Source organism: Neobacillus rhizophilus (genome assembly GCF_018343535.1).
Classification (GTDB): domain Bacteria; phylum Bacillota; class Bacilli; order Bacillales; family Cytobacillaceae; genus Neobacillus; species Neobacillus rhizophilus.
Genome location: NZ_JAGYPF010000003.1, coordinates 814132 through 830273 on the forward strand (window position 1 = coordinate 814132; position 16142 = coordinate 830273).

Annotated in this window: 16 protein-coding genes and 1 pseudogene; 7 read left to right on the forward strand and 10 right to left on the reverse strand. The window is 39.0% G+C overall.

The genetic code is table 11. The features are described from left to right. Positions 1-772 precede the first annotated feature (772 nt). A complete protein-coding gene (locus tag KHA99_RS17455) occupies positions 773-1204 on the reverse strand; it encodes a VOC family protein (protein WP_133340421.1) in 432 nt (143 codons plus the stop codon). 345 nt (positions 1205-1549) lie between these two features. Here KHA99_RS17455 and KHA99_RS17460 point away from each other — a divergent pair. After that, positions 1550-1949 (forward strand): annotated as a pseudogene (locus tag KHA99_RS17460) ((deoxy)nucleoside triphosphate pyrophosphohydrolase). A gap of 90 nt (positions 1950-2039) precedes the next feature. Here KHA99_RS17460 and KHA99_RS17465 read toward each other — a convergent pair. The 5 genes from KHA99_RS17465 to KHA99_RS17480 all read right to left on the reverse strand — a co-directional run bounded on the left by KHA99_RS17465 (position 2040) and on the right by KHA99_RS17480 (position 6445). Then, positions 2040-2849, reverse strand: coding sequence for a creatininase family protein (locus KHA99_RS17465; RefSeq protein ID WP_213118721.1), 810 nt, complete (start codon positions 2847-2849; stop codon positions 2040-2042). A gap of 36 nt (positions 2850-2885) precedes the next feature. Next, entirely contained in the window at positions 2886-4223 is a 1338-nt protein-coding gene (locus KHA99_RS17470; protein ID WP_213118722.1) for an APC family permease, read from the reverse strand. Positions 4224-4397: 174 nt separating this feature from the next. After that, positions 4398-5171: an IclR family transcriptional regulator gene (locus KHA99_RS17475; RefSeq protein ID WP_213118723.1), complete on the reverse strand. Its 774-nt coding sequence runs from the start codon at positions 5169-5171 to the stop codon at positions 4398-4400. Positions 5172-5806: 635 nt separating this feature from the next. After that, positions 5807-6091: a hypothetical protein gene (locus KHA99_RS31550; protein ID WP_372447614.1), complete on the reverse strand. Its 285-nt coding sequence runs from the start codon at positions 6089-6091 to the stop codon at positions 5807-5809. 48 nt (positions 6092-6139) lie between these two features. Further along, positions 6140-6445 (reverse strand): hypothetical protein, encoded by a 306-nt coding sequence (locus KHA99_RS17480; RefSeq protein ID WP_213118724.1) that lies wholly within the window; start codon positions 6443-6445, stop codon positions 6140-6142. 350 nt (positions 6446-6795) lie between these two features. On the opposite strand from KHA99_RS17480, the gene KHA99_RS17485 reads away from it, so the two are divergent. From KHA99_RS17485 to KHA99_RS17500, 4 genes are all read left to right on the forward strand, one after another. Continuing rightward, the gene (locus tag KHA99_RS17485; RefSeq protein ID WP_213118725.1) at positions 6796-7371 is read left to right on the forward strand and encodes an NAD(P)H-dependent oxidoreductase; all 576 of its coding nucleotides are present in this window, start codon (positions 6796-6798) and stop codon (positions 7369-7371) included. A gap of 178 nt (positions 7372-7549) precedes the next feature. Next, a complete protein-coding gene (shc, locus tag KHA99_RS17490) occupies positions 7550-9421 on the forward strand; it encodes a squalene--hopene cyclase (protein ID WP_213118726.1) in 1872 nt (623 codons plus the stop codon). Positions 9422-9575: 154 nt separating this feature from the next. Continuing rightward, positions 9576-10121: an HXXEE domain-containing protein gene (locus tag KHA99_RS17495; protein ID WP_213118727.1), complete on the forward strand. Its 546-nt coding sequence runs from the start codon at positions 9576-9578 to the stop codon at positions 10119-10121. Between the two features lie 120 nt (positions 10122-10241). Next, a complete protein-coding gene (locus KHA99_RS17500; RefSeq protein ID WP_213118728.1) occupies positions 10242-11153 on the forward strand; it encodes a TIGR01777 family oxidoreductase in 912 nt (303 codons plus the stop codon). Between the two features lie 530 nt (positions 11154-11683). On the opposite strand, the gene KHA99_RS17505 is transcribed toward KHA99_RS17500, so the two are convergent. Further along, complete coding sequence (locus KHA99_RS17505; RefSeq protein ID WP_372447610.1) at positions 11684-12061, reverse strand: type 2 periplasmic-binding domain-containing protein; 378 nt, start codon at positions 12059-12061, stop codon at positions 11684-11686. A gap of 65 nt (positions 12062-12126) precedes the next feature. Here KHA99_RS17505 and KHA99_RS17510 point away from each other — a divergent pair, with 65 nt between their 5' ends. Then, positions 12127-12645: an SDR family NAD(P)-dependent oxidoreductase gene (locus KHA99_RS17510; protein WP_249366718.1), complete on the forward strand. Its 519-nt coding sequence runs from the start codon at positions 12127-12129 to the stop codon at positions 12643-12645. A gap of 47 nt (positions 12646-12692) precedes the next feature. On the opposite strand, the gene KHA99_RS17515 is transcribed toward KHA99_RS17510, so the two are convergent. Continuing rightward, on the reverse strand, positions 12693-12932 hold the full coding sequence (locus KHA99_RS17515) for a hypothetical protein (RefSeq protein ID WP_213118729.1): 240 nt from the start codon (positions 12930-12932) through the stop codon (positions 12693-12695). Between the two features lie 322 nt (positions 12933-13254). Here KHA99_RS17515 and KHA99_RS17520 point away from each other — a divergent pair, with 322 nt between their 5' ends. Continuing rightward, positions 13255-13671 (forward strand): flavoprotein, encoded by a 417-nt coding sequence (locus KHA99_RS17520; protein ID WP_213118730.1) that lies wholly within the window; start codon positions 13255-13257, stop codon positions 13669-13671. Between the two features lie 201 nt (positions 13672-13872). On the opposite strand, the gene KHA99_RS17525 is transcribed toward KHA99_RS17520, so the two are convergent. Further along, positions 13873-14610 carry an HAD family hydrolase gene (locus KHA99_RS17525; RefSeq protein ID WP_213118731.1) on the reverse strand — a complete coding sequence of 246 codons (738 nt, stop codon included), beginning with the start codon at positions 14608-14610 and terminating at the stop codon, positions 13873-13875. Between the two features lie 536 nt (positions 14611-15146). Beyond that, the gene (locus tag KHA99_RS17530) at positions 15147-15926 is read right to left on the reverse strand and encodes an SDR family NAD(P)-dependent oxidoreductase (RefSeq protein ID WP_249366719.1); all 780 of its coding nucleotides are present in this window, start codon (positions 15924-15926) and stop codon (positions 15147-15149) included. Positions 15927-16142 lie beyond the last annotated feature (216 nt).

Genomic DNA, 16142 nt, shown 5'->3' on the forward strand with positions numbered 1-16142 from the left:
GCACTTTATATATTTTCTCATCCTAACATTTCAGATTTAGCTGACGGTAATCAACGGACAGTCAGGATTACTTGTCCACTCATTCATCGATCCGTCAATACGGCTACGTTTTTTTGACCAAGCATATTGAGAAAAAGCGCATTCCAGGTAAATTTGGATCTTCCAACCGCTCCGCTAACCATTCTGTATTCACGATCAATGGATGTTTACACATTTTTTCCCTCCGTTTTACCTAGTAACTATCGAAAGTAAAATAAGCGGAGATTTTTCCGTTAAATGCAGAATGGAGCTCTTTTCGGGGTAATTAAGGGAAGGTTTTCCGATTATTCAAAGCAAAATCCTCCATTTTCACGTTTTACGAGTCAATAGGCGGAATTTCTCCGTCTATTTAAGCTATTTTTGATTTTACTTACTAATTAAGCGGAATTTTTCCGTCTATTTATCTGATCGGGTGCTTAACATGATCCCCCAACCGATAAGTGCGGTGTATCGGGATGCAGCACGGGATTATGGGATTAACCGCCTTAATTGCGTCAGATTACGTGCGTTTCCTTAAACCAAGCTCCAATCCCTTTTTACGGTAGTTTCAGAATCCAGTAGAATACAAAAAGGCGCCTTCTTATTCAAGAAAAGCGCCCGATTATTGAAGAAACTTGGTCTCGTATGATTTACTCATTAGCCACACAACCATTGTAATTGCAACTGAGTAAGCCTCCTGTCCATTCGCGAACAGGAGGCTTTGTTTGTTGGTGAAACGGAAGTATGTTTGCTATTACTGCGGTTGCTCTCCTGGGACATTCACTTGGAAAGTAACGCCGAACTTGTCCTTTACTTGCCCGTACAAGGGGCTCCAATCCGTCTTCTGAAGAGGCATAATGACTTGTCCGCCGTCTTCCAAAGCGGCGAAGATTTCTCTAGCTCTAGCCTCTTCTTTGGGATGGATGGCAATCTGAATCGTATCGCCTGGCTGATAAGGCATGCCTGCGAACGTATCGGTGAACATGAGATCCGCGTCGCCGACTTTCAAGTGTGCATGCATAACGCGATCCTTCATGTCATCCGTCAACGGATGATTCGGGTCCGCCGGCATATCTCCGAACGTCATGATACCCATCACTTTCCCGCCAAGCGCTTTCTCGTAAAAATGGATCGCTTCTCTCGTGTTACCGTCAAAAATCAAATACGGGTTCAAACTAATTGACATCATTCAACAGCTCCTTTGGAAAAATTTGGACAACCTCTTATTCATGATACATCAAAATTGAGCTTGCGTAAACTGGACTAACCCACTTGATGGATAACGGTTCCAATTCTAAATAATCCTTATTCGATTAAATGGCCCGTTTGTTGAATAAGCACAATTTAAAATTTCGTATATATATTAGTATTTAAACAGCTTGTTTTTAAAAAGTGATTCGAAGATATTATTAGGATTTTGATTAAAGTCAATTTTTCGAAAAAAAATAAACAAAAAATGACCAATGCAGCATCTATCCACCAAAAGTGGAGCCATAATAGCTAGTGAAATGTATAGTATAGGAGGCTTATCTTGAAAAGGCTTGTAAAAGTGGTTGCGGCCATTATTGAAAACGACCAGCAAGAAATTCTATGTGCACTTAGATCTCCAGAAATGTCGCTTCCAAACATGTGGGAGTTTCCTGGTGGAAAAGTGGAAGCAAATGAGGACATTTATTCAGCACTAAAAAGGGAAATTGCTGAAGAGTTGGGCTGTAAAATTGAGACATTTAATGAAGTTTTTAATGACAACACCCATGAATACGACACATTTATTATTAAGTTTGATCTCAATTAAATGTAGAGTAGTTAAAGGAACACCAACGCCAAGTGAGCATTCAAAGTTGATCTGGTTAAAAAGACAAAACTTAGATTCGCTCAAGTGGGCACCGGCGGATGTTCCAGCAGTTGAGCAATTAATCCAAGAAAAATAGTCTTCTCGAAATGAGAAGACTATACTTTTTTGAGATATAATACCCGCTGCTTAATAAAGATAATTCTTACCTAGTCGGGCGTGACAGACATCATAAAGGAATCTCTTGGTTACGAAGTGTAACTTGTACCTCTTCCTCACAATATTGAATAAAGTTTACGATATTTCCAACAAGCTCATGGTGGTAGATTTCTCCGTTTTCTTTAGTAGAAACAGTAGGATCCCCAACTACACCTATATTCATGGAGCCTTCACGGTATGCTGCAACATCACTAGGAACAAAGACACGATCTCCTCCTGAATAAGGGTCATGCTGAAGGAACGGATGTTTCTGATGAACATTCTTTACTGCATTTTCCTCTTCACATAGTTCCGGGTGTATATAGTACATATGCGAAGTTTCCATTTCGGCAGCATGACCGATTCCACCTGCTTCGGACAGACGAATTCTTCTTCCCACCTGCTCGGCAATATAAAAAGGGTCGGCAATGGCAATAAAAGCACCAGTTCGATTTCTTAGTTTCGTAACGGCAATTTTGAGCGGCGGAAGGTTCGCTTCTCTGTGGCCATTTATCAAGATAATTTTTTCAAATCCGTGATAAACCAAGCTTTGAATAATATCCATCGCTACATTCGTAAGTGTTTCTGGACGAAGGGTAATCGTTCCCGGAAAGGCCATGTGGTGCGGTGCCCATCCTACCCAAGTAGGGGGAGCCACTAATGTTCCTGTTTGAGCAGCTGCATCTTCTGCTACCTTAATCGCCACTAAGGAATCGGTCCCCATAGGCAAATGCTTAGCATGCTGTTCTACACTACCGAAAGGAACAAGAATTGTCTTTTTATTTTCTAAATAATGTTCAACATCTTCCCATTTATTTTCCTGCAACCATACACTTTTCATTGATCATCCTCTTCTTTCCTTAGTTAGTCTATTAATTTAAGCTTCTTGGGCCTTTGCCTCATCTTCAGTCATTTCCTCTTTCTTTCCACGGAAAATGAAGTAAACTCCAACCCCGGTTAACAGCCAAATACTCCCCCAGAGAATCGCCTGTGGTTTGAGATAGTACATTTCAATCAAGGTTCCCACAATCCCTAGTACAGGGATAAGGATACCAAAGGGGACCTGGAAAGGCCGTTTCACATCTCTTCTTTTGAATCGAAGGATAATGACGGATACGTTGACTCCTATAAAGACAACCAATGCCGTAAAGACACCTGCTGAAGCAACCAGTCCTAAATTTCCGGTAAGCGTTAGCAATAGGGCAAAGATACCAGTTACGAGGGTGGCTGTACTTGGCGATTTAAACTTTGGATGTATTTTTCCAAAAAATGACCAAATTTGTCCCCGTCTTGCCATGGCCCATCCAACCCTTGGTCCACCGATCATACAGCCTAATCCAGATGTGATCGTAGCTGCCACCCCAGCTGCGGCAACAAAACTTGAAGCCCAGCCAGAGGTCACTACCTCTAAAGCAGAAGCCAATGGTGCCTTTAATGTTGGAAGAACATCTGTTGGGACAAGTGTAACGGATACCCAACCGACTAAAGCATAGAGGATTACCACAGTAAAAATGGCCCAAACTGTAGCACGCGGTACGTCGCGATATGGACTTTTTGCTTCTTCTGCAACGGTTGTGATGGCATCAATATGAATTTGTCCAAAGGCAATGATCGCAGCAGCTGCTATTAATCCAGCGATTCCATGCGGCAAAAATGGCTGTTGATGAATCGGTGCAGGCAGCTGAGGATGCATAAACCCAAGAACAATGAACAAAATCAGAGCAAACACCTTAAAAACAACAAGGAGATTGATAACCCCTTTGGAAATGGCAATTCCTCGATATAAAAGCGCAATCGTAAGAACTCCGAGAATACATGCCCATACGGTTACAGAAAGATTGGGGACAAAGAAACGAGCATACAACCCAAAACCAAGCCAAACGGCAGCCCCTACTGCAACATATTGAGTCAAAAGAGTCCAACCAATTACCGAACTTACAAGATCGCCTACTCCCTTACCTAATGTGGAGAAGGCCTGTCGGCAATACTCGTAGCTAGCTCCCGCACTCGGAAACATCGAGGACAGCTCAGCGTACGATAACGCCGTAAATGTAGCAATAGCACCCGCAATGATAAAACTAAGAAATAAACCCGGACCCGCTGGTTCTGCTGCGACTCCGGTCAAAACGAAAATCCCCGTTCCTATCAGAGCGGCAACACCTAAAGAATAGAGATCCCAAAAAGATAGCGTTCTGTTTAGCTTCTGTTTCTCCAAGCAAACTCCCCCTTTATAAAAATGTATTAAAAACCATCCATTTCATTAGTTGAAATGACTATTCCGAATATTAACATTATAGAACATTAGAAATATTATGTAAATTAAAATTCAAAATAAAAAGGATATCTGTTTTCCAATTCTTAAAGATTGGAAAACAGATATCCAATGGGTCTACATTCCCTTTAATTTAAACGAGATATTTGCCGAGCACCTATTTAATGCTTCAATAATCTGCTGTATACTTCCCTCGCTAAAGTCATTTTCCAAACCAATTACACTAAGAGATGCTACAGCAGAATAATAATGGTCGAAGACTGGCACTGCGATGGCTATAGTGCCTTCATGCAACTCGCCCTTGCTAATCTCATATCCCTTTTCTTTAATCGTTTGAAGTTGTTGTTGAATCTGTTCTATACTATTCATAGTTTTTTCGGTAATCGGCCGATAGGCAAATTTGCTTAGCAGTTTAGTTTGTTCATTTTCAGGGAGGAAGGCCAATAGCACTCTAGGACAAGCTGCCGCATACAAGGGAGCCCTTCTTCCAATCTCCGGGTAAACCCGAATCGGTTTCAATGACTCTATTTTATCTATATAGACTGCATCCAGACCATCTCTAATTGCAAGCTGAACGGAAAGCCCCGTCTCGTCACGAAGGTCCATCATGTGTTCGCGCGCTGCCTCACGAAGATCCATTTGTTCTACGACAAGATGGCCTTTTTCAATAAAGCCCCAACCAAGTGAAAATTGTACTTCACCGCTTGTTTGTTTTCTTTTGATATAGCCAAATTTCTCAAGCGAACAGATCATTCGAAATGCCGTAGAGCGAGAAAATCCCGTACGTTCCGAAATTGCGTCAAGAGTTAAAAATGGATTCTTTCGGTCAAAGCACTCTAATATTTCAAGAGCTTTCTCTACGCTGCCGCTTTTGCTTGACTTATCATTCATGAACTAATCCTCCCAATTGACTTCCTATCTACTTTAAAAGCCTACTAAAAATTCAATCTATTGTAAACTTTTATATGCGGTGTCCCCTGGTGAAATCACCAAAAATCGTGGTTATCTTATCTAAAGAAATGGAAGGTCCGGCCCAATGAAACCTGGCACTTCGAGGTGTGACAGCATCAAACGCAATGTTTCACTAATACGTCCCTATAAAATGCATTGGTATATTCCCCCGCATCAATCCCTTTATTTGGCAATTAAATAATGCTAAATACTGCAATATCTCTTATAAACGCAAAAAGAGCCAAAATGCGCAAGTAGTGCATAAAAACTTGCATATTTTTGGCTCTTTAATTTTTTTCTTTATTGTTTTAAATCACCCGTTAGTTTAATAAGAAAAGTGACACTTATTCCACAATCGCGCCCGATTGCTGAATATATAGGATATAATACGTTTCCGACCACCTATTGTATTGCTCTTGTAATTTACCTTTGTTTATTTACAGTTTCAACTCTTTGTGGTGCTTTAACATCTTCAGTATCCTTTTTGAATTTTTAAACTTGTTCAATGTAACTACTTCTTTTCACTTATTAACTTAACTATTTGATTATCAAGATAATCAATATTTATGTCGTAATTAGAGGTGTTCAGAGGGCTCAAGCTGAATAAAATTCAAATATTTCATTCGGTTTATAACAGATAATACTTCATTTATTCTAGGTAATTCAAGCCATCTTTCGAAGCCAGGGAAAAAGGACGAGAATACAATATCCACTCCTTCTCTCTCCATATCTTCGAGAGTTTTTTTAATCTTTTCATGAAGAAAAATGACACAATCCTGATTACTTATAGCTATTTTTCGAATTAAAAAGGCAATAGCTGCAAGTTGGGCGTTTGATGTGATATTGTAAAGCCCTCTTATATCAGCTTATTCCCCCGAAATAACCTTTATATTATAAATACTCATTACTCACCGTGCTCTGTAATAATTAGGTATCCTAATCATTTTATTCTTAAAATCAATCTTCGGAGGTAATTCAGATGAGGTTTTTTTTAGTTCGATTACCCCTACATCGGTAATGCTAAAACGAGCTATATATTCATCATTATTATTAATAATTACAAATTCATCATTGTTTTTAAATAAAGCAAAATTGAATTGCATTATGAGTTGCCAATTGTGAACTAAATTGTATTTTTCTAAAGGGATGATTTGTTCTTCCACAATTTTTTCTTCATTTGGCTTTTGTTTTTGTTTATTATCATTCCCCACCAATGAATTCTTCTCCTCTCTTTTCTACTCATTTAGATAAACTATGAATGGTTTTGTCTCCGAGTGTGGATGTTTGTCCCAAAAATAAAAAAAGAGTCTATAAATAGCCCTGAAAATGTGTACAAAAATTAACCGACCCAGAGTTAAAAAGGGAATTTCAACGGATTCAACAAGATCATAAGAATCATGCTCTAAAAGTCGCGGAAAGAGAGTCAGAAGTAAGAAGCAGTCGTCAACAAGTTAACATAAAATGCCAAAGGATGTAAACTTAGCGATTTACTTAGAATATGATATGTCTAAAACCGCCAGTATTGGCCCAGGGGAAATTCATTATCTATTAATGGAGGGACCATATGACTACCTTAATTATTTATGCCCACTCAAATAAGGATAGCCTTAATCATGCGATATTAGAGAACGTTATGAAAGGGTTAAAGGAAGCCAAACGGAAATTTGAATTAATTGATTTATACGCGGAGAAATTTGATCCTGTTTTAGTCATCGATAATCAGCATAAACCAAGGGATTTAATCCATGATCCATATACTGAAAAGTATCGAAAAAAAATTGAGCAGGCTGACCAGTTAATTTTCATTTACCCGATTTGGTGGTATGGTGTACCAGCCATTTTAAAAGGCTTTTTTGATCGCGTGTTTGTTTCCGGATTTGCGTATCAACACAAAGGAGCATTTCCGAAAGGGTTATTGAAGAATAAATCGGCATGGGTTATTTACACCATCGATGCTCCCTCTTTATTTATTCGATTGTTTAGAAAAAATGTCGAATGGATTGTTGTAAGAGATTACATTTTAAAGTTCTGCGGCATTAAAAATATCAAAAGAACTCGATTAACGTCTGTTAAACATTCTACCTATAAAACTCGGCAAAAATGGCTTCAAAAAATCTACCAGCACGCAAAAGTAATTTGAACATATGGGATTGCACGTCAAAAAAAAAGAAAGTTTAAAAGGAGCGCGAAATTTGTGCTCCTTTTCTTATTAAAATTGTGACTAATTGTTTTGATTTTTTTACTCATTAAATAAATGAATATTCATATTGCTAGATGAATATGAATACATAGTGAGTTTTTGAAAGTGGGTGGGTATCATGATGGATCGGGTAAATGCGGAAATCAACCGAATCACCGATCAGCTCATTAAGGACCAATCAGCTGACGGGTCCTGGCAATATCCCTTCGAGACCGGAATTGCAACAGACTGCAGTATGATTATCCTATTAAGGACATTGGAGATAGATGATGAGGAATTCATAAAAGAATTGGTGAAACGAATTGCAGGAAAACAGCAGGAAGATGGGTCATGGAAGCTGTTTCATGACGAAGAAAAAGGAAATCTGACAGCCACAGTGGAAGCTTATTATGCCCTTCTTTATTCTGGTTACCGCGATCGAAAAGACCAGGAAATCCAGGCAGCCAGACGGTTTATTATGGCCAATGGAGGGGCTACGGAAGTCCATATGTTTTTGAAAATCATGTTGGCCATAACAGGACAATGTGAGTGGCCGCACTTCCCTATTAATATTGAAGTGATGCTTTTACCAGACTCCTTTCCCATCAATCTTTTTGACCTCTCCGTGTACGGAAGAGCGAACATTATCCCTTTTTTGATTCTCGCCAATACGAATTTTCGTAAGAGAACGCCTCGATCGCCCAATCTCTCCGATTTATTTCAAAAAAAAAATATTCGTTTTTTTTCAGAGGATCAGGCAGAAGAGGCCCGCTCAGTGATCAATCTGATTAAACAAGGGATACAGAGTCTGAAATTCCATGGAAACCTTCGCGAATTGACATTATCTCGTGCAGAAAAATATATGCTAGACCGAATAGAACCGGACGGCACCTATTTAAATTATTTCAGCACGACTTCTCTCATGATTTATGCCTTACTGGCGAGGGGGTATCCAACTACACATCCGGTGATTACTCGTGCCGTGCAAGGATTAAAAGCGATGACCTGCCATATTGACGGAGAACTTCACTGCCAATATACGACGGCTACGGTATGGAACACGACGTTAATTAGTTATGCTCTGCAAGAATCCGGTGTCCTCTATTCAGCGGATACCGTCCAGAAGGCAAACCAATATATCCTCTCCCGTCAACATATCAAATACGGGGATTGGGTCATTCATGAACCGAACCTGTTGCCTGGAGGCTGGGGCTTTGCTGACATGAATACAATCCATCCTGATATTGACGACACAACGGCAGCACTAAGAGCGATTCGAACTTTGGCTATCGAACAGGCAGAGCGTCGGCAGGCTTGGGATCGGGGAATCAACTGGCTCATTTCCATACAAAACAATGACGGTGGCTGGGCAGCATTCGAAAAGAACGTGAACAAGAAAATATTAAACCTGTTACCGATTGAGGGCGGAAAAGATTTGTTGATTGATCCGTCAACGGTTGATTTAACAGGAAGGACATTAGAGTTTTTTGGGAACTATACCCATTTGGATTTTCACCATCCTAGGGTGAAACGTGGGATTCGTTGGCTGTTAAAGAATCAAAATTCGGATGGTTCTTGGGTGGGGCGCTGGGGCGTCTATATTTATGGCACATGGGCGGCTGTGACTGGATTGGTTGCGGTTGGGGTTTCCCCTAATCATCCATCCATTCAGAAGGCTGTAAACTGGTTAAAAGCCATTCAAAATCAAGACGGAGGTTGGGGAGAATCCTGTAAGAGTGATATCGATAATTGTTATGTGCCGCTCCGCGAAAGTACCCGTACTCATACCGCATGGGCCCTTGACACACTTATCTCGGCCGCGACTGATGTCACACCTGAAATTGAACACGGTGCAGCTTTTTTAGTGGACAGAAAAGAAAAAGATTGGACAAAGACCTATCCAAAAGGAAGGGGAATGGCGGGATCCTTTTATCTCAATTATCATTGTTATGAATACGTTTTTCCATTACTGGCCCTGGCGCATTATAAAACTTTAGCGGAAGGGAGTTAAAAACAGGGCGAGTTGGAAGCTAGGGATGCTAGATAGAGTAATAAAACATATAGGCTGGCATATTTTTACATCCTGTCCCATACACTGAACAAAACTACAACCATACAAAGTCTTGGTGAAATACAAATTCTTTCCAACAAGCAGGAGGTAAAAGATGCTTGAAACATTTCTCCAATTTTTCGACCTTCATACAGTCATTTGGTTGTTCCCTATCATCTTTATTTTCCATGACCTAGAAGAGATCATAGCCATTGAATCTTCCATGAGTAAATACAAATATAGTTCTCAAAAATCTCCCTTCATCGAACTAACATTAAAAATGAGGCGAAAATTAGGTTCGACCGCTGCCCAACTTTCTGTTTCGGCTACATGGATTTTGCTGATTATCTCATTCACCACATTGATGACTGCCCATTTCTCCTTGAACGGAGGGGGCTTTCTCTTATATACAGCAATTCTCAATTTGTTTATTCTGCAGGCGACCATGCATATTGTTCAGTCCATCTTTTTTAAAGGCTATACACCTGGTATCATAACGGCGCTGTTCCTCCTCATCCCTTACTGTCTTATTGCCTATTACAGTTTTTTCGAACGCGGCCTGATTGACGGGCATTTAATTTTCGCAAGTATTCCCGTCAGCCTATTAATGATCCCGATTTTTCTTGTTGGCAATCTCTTAGGCCGTTATTTTATTCACTAACTGGACCTCACTCTTTTATTTACTTGGTCAGCATTTCATTCTCGAATAACATGGCTGCTTTTCCTCATTTAACCGATAAGTTAATCCATCATAAAAAGATAGTTGCTGGAGGCGAGTAATTTGCATGTTGTCTTAACAGGAGGAACCGGGTTTCTGGGTCAAGCCTTAACACACCTGTTGACTCAAAAAGGCCATCGGGTAACCATATTAACACGACGTCGACGTCTTCCTGATACTAATAGAACAGATAAGTTCGTTCATTATGTTGAATGGCTTTCTGAAGATAATCAGCCTGAAAACGAACTTGAGGATGTGGATGCAATGGTCAATTTAGCCGGGGAATCAATCAATGGCGGGCGATGGACCAAAAGTAAAAAGGAGGCTATTTTGAATAGTCGTCTCACAGCCACAAAAGAGGTAATCCGAATTCTAGGACATCTTAATCCCAAGCCCAAAGTTCTTGTTAACGCCTCAGGTTTAAGTTACTACGGGATGTCAGACTTCAAGACGTTTAATGAGACTTCAAAAAGTGATGCAAATGATTTTTTAGCAAAAGTTGTAAGGCTTTGGGAGAATGAAGGGGCTGCGGCCAAAGAATTTGGCATTCGAACGGTCTTCGCACGCTTCGGTATAATTCTTGGTCAAAAGGGTGCCTTACCGCTAATGGTGCTGCCGTATAAATTTGGTATTGGGGGGACAATCGGCAATGGAATGCAATGGATTTCCTGGGTTCACATTCGAGATGCAGTTGAGATGCTTTACTTCGCCATAATTAAACCCGAAATAGATGGACCGTTGAATGTGACCTCTCCTAATCCAATTCGCATGTCATCATTCGGAAGGGCAATATCAGACGTCCTTCACCGCCCACATTGGCTCCGTGTGCCTGAGTTTTTATTAAAAGTGGCACTTGGTGAAATGAGTCAGGTTGTATTAAAAGGGCAGCGAGTACTTCCTCAAAAAGCACTTTACCACAATTACTCCTTTCATTTTACAGATGTAAAAAGTGCACTTTCTGATATTCTAGGTTAACGTTGCTTCTAACTTCCTCATCTTCAGGAGGATAAAAAACTTCATTCACTTTGTCTAAATTAAATGGATTATCCCTACCTTCATAGAACTCAAGAACCGATGGGTCTGAGAGCCATTTTGCTAACAGGACATTATCTTCTTCTAACATTCGAACTTTTAAATTCCCCATTATGATTATGAAACAACATAATAATTTCCCACTCTCAATTTAAAAAAACTGTTTAAAGAATCCGTTACTTTAAGAAAAAACCCTCTAATGATTTGTTAAACTAACCTCGTTCGTATTTTTCAGAAGGGAAAAAATTAAAATTTGGCAATGGCGGATTGTCAGTAAAATTAAAAGATTATTTGGAAAATGTTATTTAAATAATAGCTCAATAATAGTCATAAGATTAGTAGTTTCTGTATTAATTCCTTTACAGAGTACAAAGTGGGCTCCAAAAAAAGTGCCTAGCACCACCCGGATAATGTCGACATATATCAACAAATTATGGGTAGTGACAGGCACTTTCTTTAATTTTCATTTATCTTTATTTGCTGCTCTCTATAACGAAGTCGTCTGGATCTAATTCAGGTCCTAACTCATTTCTTAGATATTCTTCATACAATTTATGTAGATATTGTTCTTTACCTAGTTTTGATAATTCACTGTTAACCCAGTCCTTCAATTCCTTATTGCCTTCTTTCACTGCAGGTGCCCACGGAGTAGGTTCAATTTTTTCAGGAAGTACTTGGAACTCTGGATTTTGACGTGCCCAGTAGTAAAGCACCACGTTATCTTGCAAGTATGCGTCTGCACGCCCATCTTTTAACGCTTGAAGAGCCTCCGTGTTCATCTCAAATTTAGTTAACTGAGCGCTTGGGATGTTTTTTGTTAAATATAAATCCCCTAGTGATCCATTAACCACCACAACCTTCTTTCCAGCTAGGTCTTCGAATATGGTAGAAGTGATAATGGATAAAGGACCAATAAATGATTACAAGTAGACTTATATTGAAAAATAAAATAGCTAGACATATAGAGTATAATAGATCAGTTGATTTAACAGGAACTGCACTTTGTGTGAAATACGAATTACTACAAATGCAAAAACAACGACATGGTGGCTCTATTATTAACATTTCATCTGTTAGTGGATTCCGTCCACAGCCAAATAATATTGCCTATGTTGCAGCAAAACATGGTGTAGTTGGGATGACAAAAGTGGCAGCAATGGAAAATGGTCCACTTAACATTCGTGTTAACTCGGTGACCCCAGGTGCAATAGATACGCCAATGCTTCGTGGTGCATTAGAACAATTTGGTTTCACAGAAGAAGAATATGCCCCTCAAATAAGTTTACTCAATCGTTTTGGACAACCAAGAGAAATCGCCCAAGCCAGTCTTTGGTTAGCCTCTGATGCATCCTCTTATGTAACAGGCACTACAATATGTAGACGCAGGATATACTTCTCGCTAATAATCACAAAAAAAACGAATTGTTTTTCTTGATTATGAGCAGTATTAAAGGATCTTCGAGTAGAAGATCCTTTTTCCGTTTATTGCAAATTGTTTTGTTGCGATTTAGCTGTAGCTTGGGCTTGTTGGACTTCTTGTTGAGCTTGCTGGACTTGTTGTTGAGCTTGTTGAGCTTTTTGAGCTTGTTGAAGTTGTTGTGTGTTAGCACTTGCTTGAGCAGATTGAGCAGCTTGTTGTGCAGACTGAGCAGCTTGTTGCGCTTGTTGAGCAGATTGAACAGCTTGTTGCATTTGTTGTTGCTGTTGGTTTTGTTGCGTCATAAAAATACCTCCTAGGTGATGAAATTTGTTTGGAATTGAAATAAAACTTCAACAATAATTAAATTTTGCTAGTTTGAAAAATTTTATACAAAATTTTTTAGTATTCGAATTAATTTCATAAATCTGAGCCCTACAGGTTCAAGACTAAACTAAAGAAAGGAGTACCTCCCCAAAATATCGAAATGAGTAAGCGACCAAACCAACTCTTTAACTGGAGGAAGGCTCCCTCTACTCGATTCCAACTAACGGGCAGGATCGTTCAATAAAGGAATACTACTTTGTAATATAGAATTAATGATAAAAGAAGATTTAGGGGGATATTATGGATAATCAATTTAGAAAATTTCTTGACACTTTTTTAGATGCTTGGCGTTCTTGCTCATTAACAGAAATTAGTGATTTAATATCAAATAATTACAAGGGAAGAGAAATTACCGGAGGAGAGATTGTTGATTTTGAGTTTGATGAATCAATACTTGGTTGGGAACAAGGGTTTAAGTTTGTTAAAGAAAATAACGCCCAATGGGAATTGAATGAAATTTCTATTATTCCATTAAGAGCTGATGAGATGTTGGTTATAATATCTGCAACTATTCTCATGCAAGGTGAGGGTTTAAATACCGCAAATTTATTTTTCCAGACCTTTAAAAAAGATAGTTCTAAAGATTGGAAATTAATAAGAAGTTATATAGAAGCAGGAATTCCAATAGAGAATATAAAGAGAATGCAATTCAACTAACGAGTGCGATTGTTCAATAAGAGCAGTCGCTTTTCTTGTTCCGCTAACGTGGCAGTTTAGTTTAAGTATATTTCTTCACAAATTTAAATGAAAAAGCCGATTTTCCAACTACGGAACTCGGCGGGTTAAGAAGCCTTTCCACTTTCAAGAAAGGTGGGGTATACTAAACCTTGCTCTTAAAATAAGGTTATTTCTATCCACTTACATTATTGGATCTTGGATACGTTTATAAATTACATCAGGAACTTCTTGAAGTGAATCTACTGTTATAAAAAGACTGCTATGCTCAACGTTAACTTCAACCAGGTTATATTTCCATTCACTTTCTGCTGGAATGTATATTGCATGGATACCCGTTTCCAGAGCTGGGACAATATCCGTTCTTAATGAATTTCCAACCATCCATGTTACATAAGGGTCAGCCTTAATGGTTTTTAAAATATCGGATAGAGCTGTTGTATCCTTATGTTCCGAAATAAAAATGCGATGTTCAAAATATGTAGTCAATTCTAACTGGGTAATTTTTCTGTGTTGATTAGCCTCATCTCCTCCTGTATGCAAATATAATTCATGTCCCTCTTCTTTTAAACGTTGTAGAGTTTCATTCATATACGGAATAGGTTCAACAGGAATCTCGAATACCTTAAAACCCAACTCTCTTAAATATTGGATTTCATCTTTTTTCTTTTCCCTCCCAGTTAAGTCACAATAGTATTTATAAGTACCAACAAATGACTCAGGAAACCGATCTGACTTTAGTCCGTGCTCACTAATCGCTGCAACATCAAGTTGAAGCTGCTTCTGTTTTATATCTTCCTCGGTAATCGATTCAAACCACGCCATCATTTGGTCAGCGAACTCGTCTATTACTAGGTTAAAATATCTATTACAGTATGATAATGTATCATCAAGGTTAAATAAGATGTTTTGTTTTTGCATTTTTAACTCCTTTTCAAGTATATAGCTTTGACTATTGTTCCACTTTGACTAAGTTAATATTACTAAGATAAGTAAGCAGAATGTCAGAGTTATTCAACTAATGTGCAGGATAGTTTAATAATAAAATAACCCTTACATATTACGTAAGGGCAAAACAATTATAGAAGTAATTGATTAATCACACCTAAATGCTAAACAAGACGTTGCTGTAATTAAGGCTATTTTTTTAGAATTGTTACCTCTGGTAACGTAGTCTGCTAATATATACTTCAATGCTTTCATCGCATTGTACCTTATTAAAAAATAAATTAGGAAAAAATTAAAAGAAAGTGCATACCAAATAAAAATAGACGCGGAAGCGCGTAGATGAGAGGCGTGAGTCTGGACAAGCTGGCGAGAAGGTTTGCTCTTTAGTCTTCTTGACTGATTTGCTTATAACCGCGCCGGAGCCGGACATCTCATAAAATATAAAAAACAAGCACAGGGACAGCTCTACTTCTTCAAAGAGAAAAGAATCCTTCCCTGTGATTAAAAACTTATTTTCTTTTGAGAAGCCAGTCTTGAAAATCGGTGGCAACTATTCTTTCACCTGTGATTCCCTCTGCAGCAGCTGAGGCTAAAAAAACAATCGGTTCGGCCATAACCCGTGGATCTAATAGCTGGAATTTTGATTCAATCTCTTTTCGAACTTCGTCCGGAATCATCCCGGTAGTAGTCGCACCACCCGGTAAAAGCATATTCACCATAATTCCATATTCCTTTAAATCTTCTGCCATTATATATGAGAGTGATTCAGTGGCTGCCCTCGATGGCCCATAAGGTACAAAACCCTTTCTTTTCATAGTCTCATGATTCATAGAAATATTAATGATTCGCCCATGACCTTGTTCCATCATTAAAGGAGCAAACCCTCGAGCTACTAAAAAATATCCTGTGAGATTGGTATCAATTAAATCTCGAAAACCCTCTGGTGTTACTTTGAAAAATGGCTGAGGCTCGACTAAAAAACGCGGGTTTACTGTCCTCATCCCAATTCCCGCATTATTGACGAGAACATCCAGCTTCCCCCATTCTCTTTTCACCCATTCGACCGCCTGATTGACGGATTGTTCTGATCGAACATCCAAAGGAATTCCAACAGCAGGATAACCCTTGCGCTTTAACCTCTCTACTACTTGATCCAATTTAGTTCCAACTCTAGAAGCTAACGCCACCGTGGCTCCAGCGTGAAGCAAAGCCTCAGCCATGGAAAATCCTAGGCCGCTTGAAGCACCTGTTACGAGGGCATGGATATTTCTTAACTCTTTTGTATTCATTGGCATTTTTCCTCCGAAATGTTATTAGACCACTGACTAATACAGTATTCTATCTAATCATCACTTTTATACTTTGCCAAAAAAGTAAGCTAGAGGGTTTTCGGACGCAGTAAAAAAGGGGCAGAATAGGGAAAAATCCATTTTTAAGCGAGGAGGATCACGATTTTGAGCAACCACTGAACAATTAACTATCTGGTGGCGCCTAAAGGTCAGTTC

Excerpts from the sequence above, each read along its gene's own strand:
- KHA99_RS17455 (WP_133340421.1), bottom strand. The coding sequence starts at position 1,204 with ATGTCAATTAGTTTGAACCCGTATTTGATTTTTGACGGTAACACGAGA.
- KHA99_RS17465 (WP_213118721.1), bottom strand. The coding sequence starts at position 2,849 with ATGAAAAGTGTATGGTTGCAGGAAAATAAATGGGAAGATGTTGAACAT.
- KHA99_RS17475 (WP_213118723.1), bottom strand. The coding sequence starts at position 5,171 with ATGAATGATAAGTCAAGCAAAAGCGGCAGCGTAGAGAAAGCTCTTGAA.
- KHA99_RS17485 (WP_213118725.1), top strand. The coding sequence starts at position 6,796 with ATGACTACCTTAATTATTTATGCCCACTCAAATAAGGATAGCCTTAAT.
- shc (WP_213118726.1), top strand. The coding sequence starts at position 7,550 with ATGATGGATCGGGTAAATGCGGAAATCAACCGAATCACCGATCAGCTC.
- KHA99_RS17495 (WP_213118727.1), top strand. The coding sequence starts at position 9,576 with ATGCTTGAAACATTTCTCCAATTTTTCGACCTTCATACAGTCATTTGG.
- KHA99_RS17510 (WP_249366718.1), top strand. The coding sequence starts at position 12,127 with ATGATTACAAGTAGACTTATATTGAAAAATAAAATAGCTAGACATATA.
- KHA99_RS17515 (WP_213118729.1), bottom strand. The coding sequence starts at position 12,932 with ATGACGCAACAAAACCAACAGCAACAACAAATGCAACAAGCTGTTCAA.
- KHA99_RS17520 (WP_213118730.1), top strand. The coding sequence starts at position 13,255 with ATGGATAATCAATTTAGAAAATTTCTTGACACTTTTTTAGATGCTTGG.
- KHA99_RS17525 (WP_213118731.1), bottom strand. The coding sequence starts at position 14,610 with ATGCAAAAACAAAACATCTTATTTAACCTTGATGATACATTATCATAC.
- KHA99_RS17530 (WP_249366719.1), bottom strand. The coding sequence starts at position 15,926 with ATGAATACAAAAGAGTTAAGAAATATCCATGCCCTCGTAACAGGTGCT.